This window comes from Lysobacter sp. K5869 (assembly GCF_018847975.1).
Taxonomy (GTDB): Bacteria; Pseudomonadota; Gammaproteobacteria; order Xanthomonadales; family Xanthomonadaceae; genus Lysobacter.
In genome coordinates, this window is sequence record NZ_CP072597.1 from 5,314,273 (window position 1) to 5,331,204 (window position 16,932).

The 16,932-nt window shown below is 69.3% G+C and carries 15 protein-coding genes; 8 read left to right on the top strand and 7 right to left on the bottom strand.

All coding sequences use genetic code 11. The annotated features are described in order from the left end of the window. Nucleotides 1-184: 184 nt before the first annotated feature. The 4 genes from J5226_RS22550 to J5226_RS22565 all read left to right on the top strand — a co-directional run bounded on the left by J5226_RS22550 (nucleotide 185) and on the right by J5226_RS22565 (nucleotide 5,341). Nucleotides 185-1,870 (top strand): OFA family MFS transporter, encoded by a 1,686-nt coding sequence (locus J5226_RS22550; RefSeq protein WP_215837174.1) that lies wholly within the window; start codon nucleotides 185-187, stop codon nucleotides 1,868-1,870. 109 nt (nucleotides 1,871-1,979) lie between these two features. Continuing rightward, nucleotides 1,980-2,762, top strand: a complete 783-nt coding sequence (fdhD, locus tag J5226_RS22555) for a formate dehydrogenase accessory sulfurtransferase FdhD (RefSeq protein WP_255323135.1) — start codon at nucleotides 1,980-1,982, stop codon at nucleotides 2,760-2,762. Beyond that, a complete protein-coding gene (locus J5226_RS22560) occupies nucleotides 2,752-5,103 on the top strand; it encodes an FdhF/YdeP family oxidoreductase (RefSeq protein ID WP_215837176.1) in 2,352 nt (783 codons plus the stop codon). Before fdhD ends, J5226_RS22560 begins: the two co-directional genes overlap by 11 nt. Beyond that, nucleotides 5,087-5,341: a hypothetical protein gene (locus tag J5226_RS22565; RefSeq protein ID WP_255322896.1), complete on the top strand. Its 255-nt coding sequence runs from the start codon at nucleotides 5,087-5,089 to the stop codon at nucleotides 5,339-5,341. Before J5226_RS22560 ends, J5226_RS22565 begins: the two co-directional genes overlap by 17 nt. A gap of 75 nt (nucleotides 5,342-5,416) precedes the next feature. On the opposite strand, the gene J5226_RS22570 is transcribed toward J5226_RS22565, so the two are convergent. After that, nucleotides 5,417-5,767, bottom strand: a complete 351-nt coding sequence (locus J5226_RS22570; protein WP_215837177.1) for a GFA family protein — start codon at nucleotides 5,765-5,767, stop codon at nucleotides 5,417-5,419. Nucleotides 5,768-5,892: 125 nt separating this feature from the next. On the opposite strand from J5226_RS22570, the gene J5226_RS22575 reads away from it, so the two are divergent. Further along, nucleotides 5,893-6,318 carry a VOC family protein gene (locus J5226_RS22575; RefSeq protein ID WP_215837178.1) on the top strand — a complete coding sequence of 142 codons (426 nt, stop codon included), beginning with the start codon at nucleotides 5,893-5,895 and terminating at the stop codon, nucleotides 6,316-6,318. Beyond that, nucleotides 6,315-7,250 carry a DUF72 domain-containing protein gene (locus J5226_RS22580; protein WP_215837179.1) on the top strand — a complete coding sequence of 312 codons (936 nt, stop codon included), beginning with the start codon at nucleotides 6,315-6,317 and terminating at the stop codon, nucleotides 7,248-7,250. The genes J5226_RS22575 and J5226_RS22580 overlap by 4 nt, the downstream gene beginning before the upstream one ends. 266 nt (nucleotides 7,251-7,516) lie before the next feature. Here J5226_RS22580 and J5226_RS22585 read toward each other — a convergent pair whose 3' ends face one another. Beyond that, nucleotides 7,517-8,167 carry an NAD(P)-dependent oxidoreductase gene (locus J5226_RS22585; protein ID WP_215837180.1) on the bottom strand — a complete coding sequence of 217 codons (651 nt, stop codon included), beginning with the start codon at nucleotides 8,165-8,167 and terminating at the stop codon, nucleotides 7,517-7,519. An 83-nt stretch (nucleotides 8,168-8,250) separates the two neighbouring features. Between J5226_RS22585 and J5226_RS22590 the strand changes: the two genes are divergently transcribed. Beyond that, on the top strand, nucleotides 8,251-9,171 hold the full coding sequence (locus J5226_RS22590) for a LysR family transcriptional regulator (protein ID WP_215837181.1): 921 nt from the start codon (nucleotides 8,251-8,253) through the stop codon (nucleotides 9,169-9,171). Between the two features lie 214 nt (nucleotides 9,172-9,385). On the opposite strand, the gene J5226_RS22595 is transcribed toward J5226_RS22590, so the two are convergent. The 3 genes from J5226_RS22595 to J5226_RS22605 form a co-directional block, all read right to left on the bottom strand. After that, nucleotides 9,386-10,282: a cyclase family protein gene (locus J5226_RS22595; RefSeq protein WP_255322897.1), complete on the bottom strand. Its 897-nt coding sequence runs from the start codon at nucleotides 10,280-10,282 to the stop codon at nucleotides 9,386-9,388. Between the two features lie 329 nt (nucleotides 10,283-10,611). Then, nucleotides 10,612-11,550 (bottom strand): DMT family transporter, encoded by a 939-nt coding sequence (locus J5226_RS22600; RefSeq protein WP_215837182.1) that lies wholly within the window; start codon nucleotides 11,548-11,550, stop codon nucleotides 10,612-10,614. Between the two features lie 496 nt (nucleotides 11,551-12,046). Continuing rightward, a complete protein-coding gene (locus tag J5226_RS22605) occupies nucleotides 12,047-12,343 on the bottom strand; it encodes a cupin domain-containing protein (protein WP_215837183.1) in 297 nt (98 codons plus the stop codon). 136 nt (nucleotides 12,344-12,479) lie between these two features. Between J5226_RS22605 and J5226_RS22610 the strand changes: the two genes are divergently transcribed. Beyond that, nucleotides 12,480-13,364, top strand: a complete 885-nt coding sequence (locus tag J5226_RS22610; RefSeq protein ID WP_215837184.1) for a LysR substrate-binding domain-containing protein — start codon at nucleotides 12,480-12,482, stop codon at nucleotides 13,362-13,364. Nucleotides 13,365-13,862: 498 nt separating this feature from the next. Here the strand turns inward: J5226_RS22610 and J5226_RS22615 are convergent, their stop codons facing one another. Both J5226_RS22615 and J5226_RS22620 read right to left on the bottom strand, forming a co-directional pair. After that, nucleotides 13,863-14,267, bottom strand: a complete 405-nt coding sequence (locus tag J5226_RS22615) for a TfoX/Sxy family protein (RefSeq protein WP_215837185.1) — start codon at nucleotides 14,265-14,267, stop codon at nucleotides 13,863-13,865. A gap of 29 nt (nucleotides 14,268-14,296) precedes the next feature. Beyond that, a complete protein-coding gene (locus J5226_RS22620) occupies nucleotides 14,297-16,756 on the bottom strand; it encodes a TonB-dependent receptor (RefSeq protein ID WP_215837186.1) in 2,460 nt (819 codons plus the stop codon). Between the last annotated feature and the right edge of the window lie 176 nt (nucleotides 16,757-16,932).

Genomic DNA, 16,932 nt, shown 5'->3' on the forward strand with positions numbered 1-16,932 from the left:
TGTTCAGGCGTCACGCCAGGGTCACTAATCGGCTTTTTGTAGCCGATTATTAGACTACTCTGCGATATACGACCGCGTCCCGACTGGGTTAGCCTCCCTCCGCAATCAGGGCCATCCCCCGGCTTTATGCCCTGAACAGCCTATTTGCAGTCGTCTGCGCAAACGTTTTAAGGGAGGGGTCCGAATGTCCACGAGCCACAGCGCGGCGATCGCCGCACCGCAACCGGCCACGGAAGGCTTGCTGTCGAAAGAACGCATCGTCGCCAAGCCCGGATTCAACCGCTGGCTGGTGCCGCCGGCGGCGCTGGCGATCCACCTGTGCATCGGCATGGCCTACGGCTTCAGCGTGTTCTGGCTGCCGCTGTCCAAAGCCGTGGGCATCGAGCAACCGCTGGAGTGCCCGGCGGACATGGGCTTCTTCGCGCGCATGGTCGCCACCGGCTGCGATTGGAAAGTCAGCGCGCTGGGCTGGATGTACACGCTGTTCTTCGTCCTGCTGGGCTGCTCGGCGGCGCTGTGGGGCGGCTGGCTGGAACGCGCGGGGCCGCGCAAGGCCGGCGTGGTCTCGGCGCTGTGCTGGTGCGGCGGCTTGGTGATCTCGGCCATCGGCATCAAGACCCATCAGATCTGGCTGCTGTGGCTGGGCTCGGGCGTGATCGGCGGCATCGGCCTGGGGCTGGGCTACATCTCGCCGGTGTCGACCCTGATCAAATGGTTTCCCGACCGCCGCGGCATGGCCACCGGCATGGCGATCATGGGCTTCGGCGGCGGCGCGATGATCGGCAGCCCGCTCGCCGACGCGCTGATGAAGCGCTTCGCCACCGCCGATTCGGTCGGCGTGTTCGAAACCTTCCTGATCCTGGCCGCGGGCTACTTCGTGTTCATGATGGCCGGCGCGTTCGGCTACCGCGTGCCGCCCAGCGGCTGGCAACCGGCCGGCTGGACGCCGCCGCCGGCCAAGGACAACGCGATGATCACCCAGCAGCACGTGCACGCCAGCAAGGTCTGGGGCATTCCGCAGTTCTGGCTGCTGTGGGGCGTGCTGTGCCTCAACGTCTCCGCCGGCATCGGCGTGATCGGCATGGCCTCGCCGATGCTGCAGGAAGTGTTCGGCGGCAAGCTGATCGGCGTCGACGGCGGCATCAAATCGCTCGGCGAGGATCAGCTCAAGGCCATCGCCGCGATCGCCGCCGGCTTCACCGGCCTGCTGAGCCTGTTCAACATCGGCGGGCGGTTCTTCTGGGCCTCGGCCTCGGATTACCTCGGCCGCAAGCTGACCTACGTGGTGTTCTTCGTGCTCGGCTTCGTGCTGTACGCGTCGGCGCCCTCGGCCGGTTCGGCCGGCAGCATCGCCGCGTTCGTGGCGATCTGCTGCGTGATCGTGTCGATGTACGGCGGCGGCTTCGCCACGGTGCCGGCGTATCTGGCCGATCTGTTCGGCACTCAGATGGTCGGCGCGATCCACGGCCGCCTGCTCACCGCCTGGGCCACCGCCGGCATCCTCGGGCCGGTGGTGGTCAACTACATGCGCGATTACCAGCTCGGCCTGGGCCTGCCGCCTTCGCAGGTCTACAACACCACGATGTATATCCTGGCGGCGATGCTGGTGCTGGGCCTGCTGTGCAATCTGATGGTGCGGCCGATCGCGCAGAAGCACTTCATGACGCCGGACGAACTGGCGCGCGAAAAAGCGCTGGCCCACGAAAAGACCGGCCGCAACGGCGAGGCCGCCTACAGCGCCGAGCAGTTGGCCTTGGTCGGCCGCGGCGGCAATCCCGCGCTGGTGTTGGCGGCCTGGGCCGCGGTCGGCATCCCGCTGGCCTGGGGCATGTGGGTGACCTTGCAGAAAGCCTTCGTGCTGTTCCACTGAGAAACCGATGAGCGCGAAACCGTCATTGCCCTACAGCCCGCCGGCGCACGGCGACGGCGCCGTGCGCCGGCGCGTGCGCCGCGTACGCGACGGCGAACTGCGCGAGGCGATGGACGAAGTCGCCGCCGAAGTGCCGGTGGCGCTGGCGTACAACGGCGAAGCCTTCGCAGTGATGATGGCCACGCCCGACGACATCGCCGACTTCGCGCTCGGGTTTTCGCTCAGCGAAGGCATCGTCGCCGCGCCGGCCGAGTTGGCGATCGACGAGATCGCGACCTCGCTGGAAGGCATCAGCGTCGCCTTGCGCGTGCCGCCCGAACGCGCCGCCGCGCTGCAAGCGCGCCGGCGCAACCTGCAAGGCCGCAGCGGCTGCGGCGTGTGCGGCACCGAAAGCATCGAAGCGGTGCTGCGGCCGCCGCCGCGGGTCGGCGACGGCCCGCGCATCGGCGCCGCCGCGCTGCAGCGCGCGCTGCGCGAACTGCGCCGCAGCCAACCGCTCAACGCGCTCACCGGCGCCACCCACGCCGCCGCCTGGGCCGACGCCGACGGCGCGTTGCGCTTCGTGCGCGAGGACGTCGGCCGCCACAACGCGCTCGACAAACTGATCGGCGCGATGGCCGCGGCCGGCGCCGATCCGCAGCGCGGCTTCTGCGTGGTCACCAGCCGCGCCAGTTACGAGATGGCGATGAAGGCCGCGCAGGCCGGCATCGCCCTGCTCGCCGCGATCTCGGCGCCGACCGCGCTGGCGATCGCCCTGGCCGACAGCTGCGGCCTGACCTTGATCGGCTTCGCCCGCGACGACGGGCACGCCGTCTACACCCATCCGCAGCGGTTGCAGGACGACGACGCCGTCGCCGCGCCGCGCGTCACGGACCTTCCCGATGAGCGATAAGAACCCGATCCGCCGCTACGACGGCCCCGCCGGCGGCTGGGGCGCGTTGCGCAGCGTAGCCAAGCATCTGATCGAGCAAGACGTGCCGGTCAGCGGCGCGCGCACCCTGCTCTCGGCCAACCAGCCCGACGGCTTCGACTGCCCCGGCTGCGCCTGGCCCGACCGCGACCACACCTCCACCTTCGAGTTCTGCGAAAACGGCGCCAAGGCCGTCGCCGCCGAAGCGACCAAGCACCGCGCCACGCCGGACCTGTTCGCCGAACACACCGTCGCCGAACTCGCGCGCTACAGCGACCACTGGCTGGAAAACCAGGGCCGCCTGACCCACCCGATGCGCTGGGACGCGGCCAGCGACAAATACCTGCCGATCACCTGGAACGAAGCCTTCGCCCGCATCGGCGAGCACCTGCGCGCGTTGGCCTCGCCCGACGAAGCGCTGTTCTACACCTCCGGCCGCTGCAGCAACGAAGCCGCGTTCCTCTATCAGCTGTTCGTGCGCGAGTTCGGCACCAACAACTTCCCCGACTGCTCGAACATGTGCCACGAACCCTCGGGCACGGCGATGAAGGCGCAGATCGGCGTCGGCAAGGGCACGGTGCTGCTGCGCGATTTCGAGCTGGCGCAGGCGATCTTCATCTTCGGCCAGAACCCGGGCACCAACCATCCGCGCATGCTCGGCGAACTTCGCCAGGCGGCCAAGCGCGGCGCGGCCATCGTCTCGTTCAACCCGCTGCGCGAGCGCGGGCTGGAGAAGTTCGCCGATCCGCAAGACAAGCTGGAGATGCTGCACAACGGCTCGACCCGGATCTCCTCGGATTATTTCCAGCTGCGCATCGGCGGCGATCTGGCCGCGGTCAAGGGCATCATCAAGCGGGTGCTGGAACTCGACGCGCAGGCCCAGCGCGACGGCGGCGCGCGCTTGATCGACACCGCGTTCATCGCCGAACACACCGACGGTTTCGATGCTTTCGCCGCCGACGTGGCGGCCGAATCCTGGGACACGATCGTGGCCGAGTCGGGCCTCAGCCGCGCGCAGATCGAGCGCGCCGGCGACATCTACGCCCAGGCCGAAAGCGTCATCTGCTGCTGGGGCATGGGCATCACCCAGCACAAGCATTCGGTCGCGACGATCCACATGATCGTCAATCTGCTGCTGTTGCGCGGCAACATCGGCCGCGACGGCGCCGGCGCCTGCCCGGTGCGCGGGCACAGCAACGTGCAGGGCGACCGCACCATGGGCATCTACGAGAAGCCCTCGACCGCATTCCTCGACCGCTTGCGCGACGTGTTCGGCTTCGAGCCGCCGCGCCGCCACGGCCACGACACCGTCGGCGCGATCGAGGCCATGCTCGACGGCCGCTGCAAGACTTTCTTCGGCCTCGGCGGCAACTTCGCCACCGCCACGCCCGACACCGAGGCCACGCACCGCGCGCTGCGCCGCTGCGACCTCACCGTGCACGTCACCACCAAGCTCAATCGCAGCCACCTCGTGCACGGGCGCGACGCCTACATCCTGCCGTGCCTGGGCCGCACCGAAATCGATATGCAAGCCGCCGGCCCGCAAGGCGTGACGGTCGAAGATTCGATGAGCATGGTCCACCTCTCCGCCGGCATCAACGCGCCGGCCGCGCCGGAGCTGCTGTCGGAACCGGCCATCGTCGCGCGGCTGGCGCACGCCACGCTCGGCGAGCGCAGCAAGATCGATTGGCTGGACCTGATCGGCGACTACGACCGCATCCGCGACCTGATCGCGCGCGTGTTCGACGACTTCCACGACTTCAACCGGCGCGTGCGCGTGCCCGGCGGTTTCCATCTGCCCAACGCCGCGGCCGAGCGGCGCTGGATCAACCCGCAAGGCAAGGCGCTGTTCAAGCCGCACGCGGTGCCGACCGATCTGCCCGTGCACCGCGCCCGCGCCCACGCCGCGCAACCGGTGTTCACCCTCGCCACCACGCGTTCGCACGACCAGTACAACACCACGATCTACGGCCTGAACGACCGCTACCGCGGCGTGTTCGGCGAACGGCGGGTGTTGTTCATCCACGCCGAGGACATCGCCGAGCTCGGCATGAAAGCCGGCGACTGGGTCGATCTGGAGAGCCTGTGCGAAGACGGGATCAAGCGCAGCGCCCAGCGCTTCTTGTTGGTCGAATACGACATCCCGCGCGGCTGCTTAGCCGCGTACTACCCCGAAACCAATGCGCTGGTGCCGCTGTCGAGCTTCGCCGACGAAGCGCGCACGCCGACCTCGAAATCGATCCCGGTGATCGTGCATCCGCACGTGCCGGCCGGCGAAGGGCTGCGATCGGCTAAGGACATCGGCCTTGTCCGAATTGACTGAGCCGCTGCTGGCCTTGCTCGCGCAACACCCCGACGGCCTGTCGCTGCCGCGCGTGTGCAAGCGCCTGGGCGTGCGCATGAGCGTGCTGCTGCGCGAGCTGGCCTGGATCGGCGAGGACGCCATCGGCGAGGTCGCCGGGCCGGGATGGGTGCGGGTGGAGGAACGCGGCGAGGTCAGCGTGGCGGCGATCACCGAGTCGGGCCTGGCGCGCCTGCAGGCCTCGCGCGCGCCGTCGTGAGCGCGCGCCGCCGCGTGCGGGCGGCAAAAACCCCGGCGCTCGCCGGGGTTTTGTTTTTTCGCCGAACGCGTTCGCTCAGAACGAACGCCCGTCGATCTCGACGATCTTCACCGCGCTCAGATCCACGTCCTGCAGACAGCGCGCATTGACCGCGACCATCGGCGTGCCGTCGGGCATCTTGCCGTCGCTGAAGGGCGCGATGCCGCACTGGGTGCAGAAGTGGTGTTCGATGACGTGCTTGTGGAACTGGTAGGTGGCTACGTCCTCCGGGTTGGTCTTCAACGAGAACGCCGACACCGGCACGAACCACAGCAGGCCGCCGCGGCGGCCGCACATCGAACAGTTGCAGTTGTAGGCCTCGGTGAGTTCGCCCTGCACGTCGTAGGCGATCTTGCCGCAATGGCAGCTGCCGGAATACGTGGTCATCTAAGTCCCTCCCGCCGCGCCGCGGCACCGTGAAGATGCCAGGATAGTCCGGCCGCGTTATGCTCGTCGCCTGCGTTTTGTCACGTCCCCGGCGCCCGCGCCGGCACCGCCGCTCAGGAGTCGCGATGAATGCTTTGGCCGGCAGCACCATCATTCCCTGTCTGCGCTACCGCGACGCGCATGCCGCGATCGACTGGCTGTGCCGCGCGTTCGGTTTCGCCAAGCACGCGGTCTACGCCGACGGCGCGGTGGTCCACCACGCGCAGCTGAGCTACGGGGCGGGCATGATCATGCTCGGCTCGGTCGATCCGGACAACGAAAGCGAGTGGTCCAAGCGCATCGTCCAACCCGATGAGATCGGCGGGCGCGAAACTCAGGCCTGTTGCGTGATCGTCGACGACGCCGACGAACACTACGCCCGCGCCCGCGCCGCCGGCGCGCAGATCGTGGTCGCGGTCGCCGATCAGGACTACGGCGGCCGCGCCTACACCTGCCGCGACCTGGAAGGCCGGCTGTGGTGGTTCGGCACCTACAACCCCTGGAACCTATGAGCAAGCGCAAAGACCCAACGCCCGAAGGCGGCGACCTGTTCGGCGCGCCGGCCGCGCCGGCGAAGAAGGCGCCCGCCAAGGCGGCCAAAGCCGCGGCCGACGATCCGCTCGCCGGCGCGACCGGCGTCGACGCCGTCGACGGCATCCGCTGCGGCATCGGCGGCTGGACCTACGCACCGTGGCGCGACAATTTCTATCCGCCCAAGCTGGTGCAGCGGCGCGAGCTGGAATACGCCAGCCGCCAGCTCAGCAGCATCGAGATCAACGGCACCTTCTACAGCGCGCAGAAGCCGGCCACCTACGCCAAGTGGGCGGCGGAAACGCCGGAGCGGTTCGTGTTCTCGCTCAAGGCGCCGGGCCGGGTCACCCAGGCCGGCGCTCTGGCCAAGGCGTCTTCGCAGGCCAAAGCCTTCATCGACGGCGGTCTGGCCGAATTCGGCGCGCGGCTCGGGCCGATCCTGTGGCAGCTCGCGCCGAGCCGGCGCTTCGACCCGGACGATCTGGCGCCGTTCCTCGACGCGCTGCCGCGCGCGCTCGACGGCCGCGCGCTCAAGCACGTGCTGGAAGTGCGCCATCCCAGTTTCCTGGCGCCGGAGTATCTGCAACTGGCGCGCGAACGCCGCATCGCCACGGTGTTCACCGATTCGGACGAATACCCGTCGGTGGCCGACCTCACCGGCGATTTCGTCTACGCCCGGCTGATGCGCTCGCGCGCCGAGGTCGCCCGCGGTTATCCCGACGACGAGCTCGACGCGTGGGCGCGGCGCGCGCGCGCCTGGGCGCGCGGCGGCGACAACGCCGACCTGCCGCACGTGGCCGCGCCGCTGGCGCAGGGCGCGGCGCGCGAGGTGTTCGTGTATTTCATCAGCGCGGCCAAGCACCGCAATCCGGCCGCGGCGATGGAGTTGATCGGCAAGTTGCGCGGCGAATGAGCGCACGGCCGTAGCGGCGGCGAGGCCGATGCTTCGTTGCTTGCGGCTCCCCCGCCTTGGGCCCTGCCGCGCACACCTCCCACGCCGTCATTCCGGCGAAAGCCGGAACCCATTTAGCTTTTACTTCGACTCTGCCCGGCAGAGTCGGCGGCCAACAAGAGCAACGTCAAAATGGGTTCCGGCTTTCGCCGGAATGACGATGTGGGGGTAGCGGGCGCGGCGATGCGATCCGCGGATCGCATCGGAACCGGACGCCGCTTCGCGCCTCAGTACGCCAGCGTGAAGCGCTTGCGCGAATGCGCCGGCTGCTCGAGTTCGTCGATCAGCGCCACCGCGTAATCCTGCACCGAGATATTGCTCTCGCCGTTCGCGTCGACCAGCAGCTGATCGCCGCCGAGGCGGAAGCGGCCGGTGCGTTCGCCCGGCACCAGGTGCGCGGCCGGCGACAGGAAGCTCCAATCCAGCTCGCGCTCCTCGCGCAGGGTCTTGAGCACGCTGCGCATGGCCTCGGCGCCGCCGCGGTACTCGTCGGGGAAGCCGGGCTGGTCGAGCAATTGCTGGCCCGGCGCGACGTCCAGGCTGCCGGCGCCGCCGACCACCAACAGACGCGGCACGCCGGCCTGCTTGGCCGCGGCGACGATCTGGGCATAGCCGGCGACGGTGTCGGCGGCGAGGTTCGGGTTCTTCCAGCCGCCGACGTTGAGCGAGGCGATCACCGCCTCGTGCCCGCGCAGCAGGCCGGCCAGCTCGGCCGGGTCGCCGCCGCCGACGGTGGCGGCCTTCGCGGTCAGGCCGGCGTGGGCCGGCAGCGCGTCGGGGTTGCGGGCCACGGCGGTGACGCGGTGGCCGCGGTTGAGGGCTTCTTCGAGCACGGCGCGGCCGACGTAGCCGGTGGCGCCGATGAGGACGATGTTCATGGGGAACTCCCGTGGGTGTGAGGACGGGATATAGTCTGTGCGCTAACAGGTCCGACGATAATCCGGCCCCGGGAACTAGGACTATGAAGCTGGACTTCACGATAGACCGCCTCAAGCGCATGGCCTTGTTCGCCCGCGTGGTCGAGCTCGGCTCGATGAGCGCGGCCGCGCGCGAGCTCGACATGACCCCGTCCGCGGTCAGCCAGCAGCTGCGCCAGCTCGAGGCCGAGACCGGCGTGGCCCTGCTCCACCGCTCCACCCGCAAGCTCAGCACCACCGAGATCGGCCAGGCCTATTACGAGGAATGCGCGGCGATGCTGCACGCCGCGCGCGGCGCCGACCTGCGCCTGGGCGACCTGCGCGAGGAACCGCGCGGCGAGCTGCGCGTCGCCGTGCCGGTCGGCTTCGCCCAGCATCTGGCGCCGGCGCTGGCGCCGCTGCTGCGCGCGCATCCGGCGCTGGCGCTGCGGATCTTCGCCGACGACCGCCAGATCGACCTGATCGGCGAGCGCATCGATCTGGCGATCCGGATCGGCCGCTTGCTCGATTCCAATCTGGTCGCGCGGCGCATGGCCGAGTGGCGGCATCTGCTGGTGGCCTCGCGCGAGTACGCGCAGGAACGCGGGCTGCCGCGCGCACCGGAGGAACTGGCCGATCACCCGATGCTGATCCTCAGCGTCATCAACCAGCCCGAGTACGTCGACCTGTTCCGCGACGGCGAGCCGTCGCGGCGGATCCGGGTGAGCGGGCGCATCGTCGCCAACAACTCGCGCGTGGTCGGGCAGATGATGCTGCAGGGGCTAGGCATCGTGCGCCTGCCCGAGCCCGACGCGATGCCGTTGGTCGACGAAGGCCGCGCGGTGCTGGTGTTGCCCGAATGGCGGATGCCGCCGCTGGGCGTGTTCGCGGTGACCGCGCAGCGCGAGCCGCAACCGGCGAAGGTGCGGCTGGCGATCGCGGCCTTGCAGGAGTATTTGCAGCGGTTGAAGTTCGACGCGGTCTGACGCGGACGCGCCGGCGCCGCGCATCGCGCGCGGCCTCGCCGCAGCCGCAGCGGACCCGGCGCGACGCGAAAACACCGAAGCCGTGCGTTCGCCGCCGGCAGGTCGCGCAGGTCGCGCCGCTTCGCCGACGCCGGCATCGGGTCGTCGCGGCCGAATCCGAGGCGTTGCGCAACGAAGGCGCCGGCTTCGGCGCTTTCGCCGCCCTCGCGCCGCGTCAGTCGCGCAGTTTCGCCAACGCCCGCACCGGGAACGTGCCCATCCCCTTCACCTTCGGTGGCACCGCGCTGAAGCTGAAACCGGTATCGGGCAACGCGGCCAGATTGCGCAGGTGTTCGACGATCAGGATTCCCGCGCCGAGCAAGGTCGAATGCACCGGCCGGGTTCCGCCGGCGGTGTCGTCGATGTTCATCGAATCGATGCCGACCAAGCGCACGCCGCAATCGCGCAGCCACACCGCCGCCGCTTCGGTCAGGAAGGGATGGCCGGCGGCGTAGGCCGGGGTGCCGAAATGCCGGTCCCAGCCGGTGTGCACCAGCACCGCGCGATCGCGCAGTTCCAGGCCGCGGAAGTGCGAATCGTCGATCGCGCGCACCGACTCGGGCACGCGGATCACCAGCGCGTCGAGGTCGGCGCAGTCTTCCGGCTCGATCTGCGACAAGTCCTTGCCGTCGGCGTAACGGTGCGAAGGGCAATCGATGTAGGTGCCGGTGTTGGCGACCATGTCGATGCGGGCGATATGGAACTCGGTGCCCTCGGCGTAGATCTGGCGCGAACGTTCGCGGCTGAGGTAATCGCAGATGTGCGCGGCCGGCATGCCGGGATAGGTGACCAGGCCGTCTTCGATGGTGTGGCTCAGATCGACGTAGCGCACGCGCCCGCTTTCCAGCGCGCCGGCGCCGCGCTTGTGCGGCTCGGTGAGGATGGTCTTGTTGAGGATGCGCACCGGCCCGGCCATCAACAGGCGCAGGTCTTGCACGATGTAGGCGGCCAGTTCGGCGTCGGCGATGTCGTCGCCGTCGATGTCGAGGCGGAAGCCCTGGCCTTGCAGGCCGCCGCCGTTGGTGAACTCGACGGCGAAATCGAACTGGACGCGGTGCTGGATCGGGTTCAAGCGCGGACTCCGGGGGCGTGGGGGCGTGGGACGTGATGAAGAGGCTTCGACTGCGCGGCTTCGGTTCGCAACGCAGCGGCTGCGTCAGGAAGGCGTCGCGCCCTCCCTTCCCCGTCATTCCGGCGAAAGCCGGAATCCATTTTGATCCTGCTCTGCTTTTCCGGGGAGGGGAGATGGCAACGGCAACGGCAACGGCAACGGCAAAATCAAAATGGATTCCGGCTTTCGCCGGAATGACGGATGATGGGGACCGTTGGGACCGGGGGAATCGTCGAATCGCGGCAGCGCGAAGATCGCGGGAACGCGAACTCAAACCGCCGAACGCGCCGTCACTTCGCCGCGCGCTGACTCATCGCCACGCTGCCCAAGATCAGCGCGCCGGCGATCAGCATCGTCAGGGTCAGCGGTTCGCCCAGCAGCATCCAGCCCCACGCCACGCCGAACAGCGGCACCAGATAGGTCACCGCCACCGCGCGGCCGGCGCCGATGCGCTGGATCAGCCGGTAGTACATGACGAAGGCGATGCCGGTGCACAGCACGCCGAGCATCGTCGCCGACAGCCAGGACTTGGCCGGGATGGCGTGGTCGGGCCAGGTCGCCAGCGCGAACGGCAGGGTCAGCAGCGCCGAGCAGCCCAGCGTCGCCGCCGCCACCGCCGCGGCCGGCAGGCCGGTGAGCTGGCGCCGGACCAGATTGGCGCCGATGCCGTACAAGAACGCGGCCGCGCAGCCCGCCGCCACCGCCCAGCCGATGCTGGCGCCGGCGGTCTTGCCGCTGGCCAGCACCACCACGCCGGCGAAACCGGCCAGCAGGGCGATCGCGCGCTGTACGCCGATCTTCTCGCCGAAGAACAGGAAACCGACCAAGGCGGTGAACAGCACCGCCATCGAGTTGGTGATCGCGCCGATGCCGGCCGGCGCGCGCTGCGCGGCCCAGGCGAACAGCGCGAACGGCACCGCCGAGTTGATCACGCCGATCAGCGCGAGCTTGGCCCAGATCTTGGCGCCGCGGAACGACTCGCGCGCTTTCCACAGGAACGGCAACAGGATCAGCGCGCCGAGCCCGAGGCGCATCTCCACCAGCGGCAGCGCGCCGAAGTCCTTGGCGGCCACGCGCATGAACAAGAACGAGCCGCCCCAGATCGCGCCGAGCACGGTCAGTTCCAGCGGCGTGCGCCAGCCGGCGCGGGCGGAGTCGTGGGCGGCGGCCGCGGGCGGCGCGGCGGAGCCGTTGGGCGTCACGGTGGCGGCGAGTTCGGGGGAACGCATGCGCAAAGTCCTCGGAAACGGCGGCCGCGCGGTGCGGACGCCTGCGGGGGAAACGGCCGCGCGCGGCCTCGCGGCGGCGGCGCGGTCGGCGCGGCGGTTTGGGGCCGCCGCGCGCGGGTGGGGAATGAACGCCGGATGGGATGCGCTGCGTTCGATGGCAGTATCGGCATCGGGCGCGGGCGCGGATATCCGAATTCGATCGGTGCCGTGACGGCCGCTTCGCGTCGAAGCGGGCTCGTCGGATTTCACCGGCTCGCGCTCGCTCGATTTCGTCGCCGACGGTGGCGGTCTGATCGATCCGGGCTCAATCGATCCCGATTCGACCGACACCGGCCTAGCGGGCCCGGAGTCGAAACGCCCGGATGCCATCGGCTTCGGCCAAGTCCGGATCGAACCCGATCGCCTGCGTTCCGACCCACCCGGCTCGCATCGATCAAAACCCAGCCGTGCCCACCGCTACCTGCTTCGCCGACGCGTCGCTCGCGTCTACGAACGCTCACACATCCAAAATCGCCAACGTCCCCCGGCTGCCCGGCGCCACCGCATGGGCGACGCCCGCCGGCACCACGTACAACTGCCCCGCGCCGACCTCGACGATCTCGCCGCCGATGCTCAGGCGCATCGCGCCGTCGAGCACGAGCAAGCCTTCGGCGAAGTCGTGGATTTCTTCCTCGTAGGCGCCGGCGTCCATGCGCAACAGCTTGAAATTGGCGCCGCCGAAGCGGCCGATCACGGTCGAACGCCAAGCGGCGGGCAGTTCGGCGGCGGTCGAAAGCAGGTCGATGAGGCTCATGCGCGGGCGATGGCGTGCGGGTCGCGTGGGGGTGCGACGACAATCTGGCTTTTCCCTGCGGCCTATTCTGACTGGCCCACAACCCTATGCAAGCGCATACTTTCGCACCCAGCCACAAATATGACTTGAGGCTCCGATGGCGTTGCGAGCGGACTGGCTACCGGCCCTGGCGGCGTTCGAGGCGGCGGCGCGCCACCAGAACTTCGCCCATGCCGCCGAAGAGCTGCACCTCACCGCCAGTGCGGTCAGCCACCACGTGCGCAAGCTGGAAAGCCGGCTCGGGGTGACCTTGTTCCAGCGCCACGCGCGCGGGGTCGCGCTGACCGCGCAAGGCCGGCAACTCGCCGACGCGGCCGGCACCGCGCTGGCCGATGTCGACGGCGTGCTGCGCAGCCTGCGGCTGGCGCGCGAGGAGCGCGACCGGGTCCGCATCACCACCCTGCACTCGCTCGCCTACACCTGGCTGCTGCCGCGCCTGCCCGAGTTCACCCGCGCGCATCCGCACATCCAGCTCAGCGTCGACACCGAAATCGCGCTGGCACGTTTCGACGACGCCGGCCCGGACCTCGGCATCCGCCACGGCGCCGGCCACTGGCCCGGGCTGACCTCGCATTTCCTGATGGAAGACGCGCTGTTCCCGGTGACCTCGCCGCGCCTGCCCGGCGTGGAGGCCATCGTCGAACCGGCGCACATCGCCGACCTGCCGCTGATCGCCGACCACGCCCGCCAAGGCTGGCACGACTGGTTCCGCGCCGCCGGCGTGCACGGGCGCAAGCTCGAAGAGCGCTACACCTTCAGCGACACCACCGACGCGCTGATGGCCGCCGCGCACGGCCTGGGCGCGGCGCTGGCGCGCGAGCAGATCGTGGTGCCGTACCTGCGCTCGGGGCAGTTGATGCGCCTGCCCGGGCCGAAGATGGCGGCGCGGTGGTCGTACTACGCGATCTACCCCGCGCACCGGCGGCTGCGCCCGGCGGCGCGGGCGTTTCTGGAGTGGTTGCTGGCGGTCGAGAAAGATTGAGCCGCCGCGCTGCTTCGGTTTGCTGCCTGTAGGAGCTGCGCGAGCTGCGACCGCGGGAATGCGGCGATTGCGCAAGCTTCGGCGTAGTTGCGTTGTCGCGGTCGCAGCTCGCGCAGCTCCTACAGTCGGATACCCACATTCGACTCGAACGCGCGGCTTCCGCGCATCAAGAAACGAGCCACCGCGCTGCTTCGATTTACTACCTGTAGGAGCTGCGCAAGCTGCGACCGCGGGAATGCGACGATTGCGAAAGCTTCGGCGCAGCTGCGTTGTCGCGGTCGCAGCTTGCGCAGCTCCTACAGTCGGATACCCATATTCGACTCGAACGCGTGGCTTCCGCGCATCAAGAAACAAGCCGCCGCGCCGCGGCGATTTACTACCTGTAGGAGCTGCGCAAGCTGCGACCGCGGGAACACGACGATTGCGGACGCTTCGGCGCAGCTGCGTTGTCGCGGTCGCAGCTCACGCAGCTCCTACCGTCGGATACCCACATCCGACTCAGGCTCGCGGCTTCTTCTTCGCGGCCGCTTTCTTCGCGACCGTCTTCTTGACCGCCCGCGTCTTCGCCGGCTTCTTCTTCGCGCCCTTGCGCAGCGCCGCTTCCCACGCCAGCGCCAGCCACGGCCGCATCTCCTGCGGCGATTCCATCGCCTCTTCCGGCACCGTCCAATAACTGGTCGGCACCGTCTCGCCGCGGCGCGTGTACATGAACGGCCGACACCCGGCCGCTTCGAACCGCGGCCGGGTCTGTTCGTCGGTCTTGAGGTACACGGTCTCGTCCGACAACAGCCCGATCATCGTGCCCTCGCGGTACACGCCGTGCCCGCCGAACATCCGCCGCGCGTGCAGCGCGGCGAAGCCGGCGGACAGGTCGTGCAGGTGGGCGATCAGATCCTCGTGCATGACGCGATCCTACCGCCCTCGCCCGCCGCTCAGAACCGGTGCCACACGCGCACGAAGTACGCCGCGCCGTTCAGGCCGAACTGCACGCTGTCGAAGATGTGGCCGTTGTCGGTTTCGTTGGGGTCCTGCCGGGTCGGCTTGACGTTGAAGAGGTTGGAGCCGCCGACGGTGAGCTTGGTGTTCTCGTTGAAGGCGTAGGTCACGCTGAGATCGGCCGAGGCCTTGGCCTTGTAGCGCGCGTTCGGCACGCCGGCGGCGGTGCCGGAGAAGGTGCCGAGCGTCTGCGGGCCGAAGTAGATCGCCTTGAGGTTGCCTTCCCACGGGCCGCGGGTCAGATCGAAACCGAGCACCGCCTTGGACCTGGGCGCGCCCTGTTCGATGAACAAGCGCTCGCGCTCGGACAGCAGCACGTCCTCGCGGCCGATCAGCGACGGCGGCGCGTGGATCGCGCGCACCTTGGTGCGGTTGAGGTTGAGGGCGAAGAAGGTGCCGAGCTTGAAGTCGTTGCCCAGCTCGCGCTCGTTGTTGAAGGTGAAATCCAGGCCGTCGGTGCGGGTGTCGACCGAGTTGACGAAGAACTGCGCCTGCCCGACCTGCAGCGCGCGCAGCGCGTCGCCGATGACCGGATCGTCGTCGCCGAAGCGGCCGCTGAGCACGATGCGGTCGTCGATGTCGATGCGGTATGCGTCCAGGGTCAGCGAGGTGTCGGCGCTCGGCGACCAGGTCAGGCCGAGGGTGTAGTTGCGCGACTTCTCCTTGGTCAGCGCCGGCAACCCGGCGAGGTTGGCCAGGTCGCCACCGTTGGGCGCGATCACCACGTCCACCGGCTGGCCGTTGACGAAGTCGGTGATGGTCGAAGAGAAGTACTTCTGCTGCAGCGACGGCGCGCGGAAGCCGGTGCTGGCCGAGGCGCGGAACATCAGCGTGTCGGTGGCGCGGAAGCCGGCGGCGAGCTTGCCGGTGGTGGTGTTGCCGAAGTCGCTGTAATCCTCGTAGCGCACCGCCACGCCGGCGGTGAAGCGCTCGGTGAAGTCGGCTTCGACGTCGGCGTAGGCGGCCCAGCTGTCGCGGCTGTGGCCGCCGGCGTCGCTGGGACGGAAGCCCGGGAAGCCCTGGCTGCCGGCGTTGCCGCCGTCGGAGGCGCCGTCGTAGTCCAGGTACGAGCCCGGCTCGCCGGCGAAAATCTTGTAGCGCTCGTCGCGGCGTTCCAGGCCGAAGGCGACGTTCAAGCCGCGGAAGATGTGGTCGTAGAACCGGTTGACGTCGAAGTTGACCGTGTTCTGCTCGAACGAGAACCCGCCGGCGTCGAAGCTGCGCGGGCTGACGCCCTTGCCGCCGTTGATCAGGTCCAGATTCGCCAGCGAGGCGTTGAGCGTGTTGTTGATCGTGTAGCGCAGCTTGCTGTAGCCGTAGGTGTAGGACAGGTCCGCGTTCCACTCGCCCAGCGAGCCGCGCAGGCCGAGGATGCCGAAGCGGTCGTCGATGTCGCCGTCGATGAAGGGCACGAAGCCGTTCGGGTACATCGCCGCGGAGTTGCGCGAGGGAATGTCTTCCGAGCCCAGGCCGTCGCGCGCGAACGCAGCGGAAGACGCGTCGCGCTTCTGCGCGCCGAGGGTGAAGTAGAAATCCAGGTTCTCGGTGATCGGCTTGTCGCCGTTGAGGAACAAGGTCTGATTCTTGACCTTGGAGTCGCCGATGATGCGCGGGCTGCCGGCCGGCTCGGAGCGGTCGGAGCGGCCGCGGTCCTGCCATTCGCCGGTGATGCCGATGGTGCCGTCGCTGCCCAGGCCGAAGCCGCAGTACGCGGTGCCCAGCCAGTTCTCGCCGTCGCCCTTGGAGTACTGGCCGTAGCCGGCGACGGCCTCGCAGCCCTTGCGCTTCTTCAGCGAGATGTTCATGACCCCGGCGATGGCGTCGGAGCCGTACTGCGCGGCGGCGCCGTCGCGCAGGATCTCGACGCTGTCGATCGCCATCAGCGGGATGGTGTTGAGGTCGGTGCCGGTGTTGCCGCGGTTGCGCGCGCCGAACAGGTTGAGCAGCGCGGTGGTGTGGTGGCGCTTGCCGTTGACCAGCACCAGGGTCTGGTCCGAACCCAGGCCGCGCAGCGCGGCCGAATCGACCAGGTCGGCGCCGTCGGCGCCGCTTTGGCGGGTGGAGTTGAACGAGGGCGCGGCGTACTGCAGCGATTGGGCGAGGTCGAACTGCGCGCCTTCCTCGGTGTTCTTGGCCATCGGCAGCACGTCGACCGGCGAGATCGAGGTGGTGTCGGAAGAACGCTGGGCGCGGCGCGAGCCGAGCACCGACACGGTCTCCAGGGTGCGCGCTTCGCCGGCTTGCGCCGTCGCCTTGGGCGCCGCCGGCTCCGCGTCCTGGGCGAAGGCGCTGCCGGCGAACAGGCTGCCGCCCAGCCACAGGGCGCAGCTCAGCGCACGGTACAGCGGCGCGCGGCGCGGACGGGCGTGACGGGAGGCGAAGCGGGGCTGGGTCATGGCGAGGTCCTTGCGGTGGCTGGGCGGGGCGATCCCCTAGCCTAAAGCCAAGACGACCGTTCGCGCACAGCGTCGGACCCGGAAATGTGAAGTCGGAAGCGTGACCGCGGACCGCCGATCGGGGCGACGGCGGTCGACCGCGAGGCATGCGCGGCGTGCCGGCCCGAGCCGCGCCC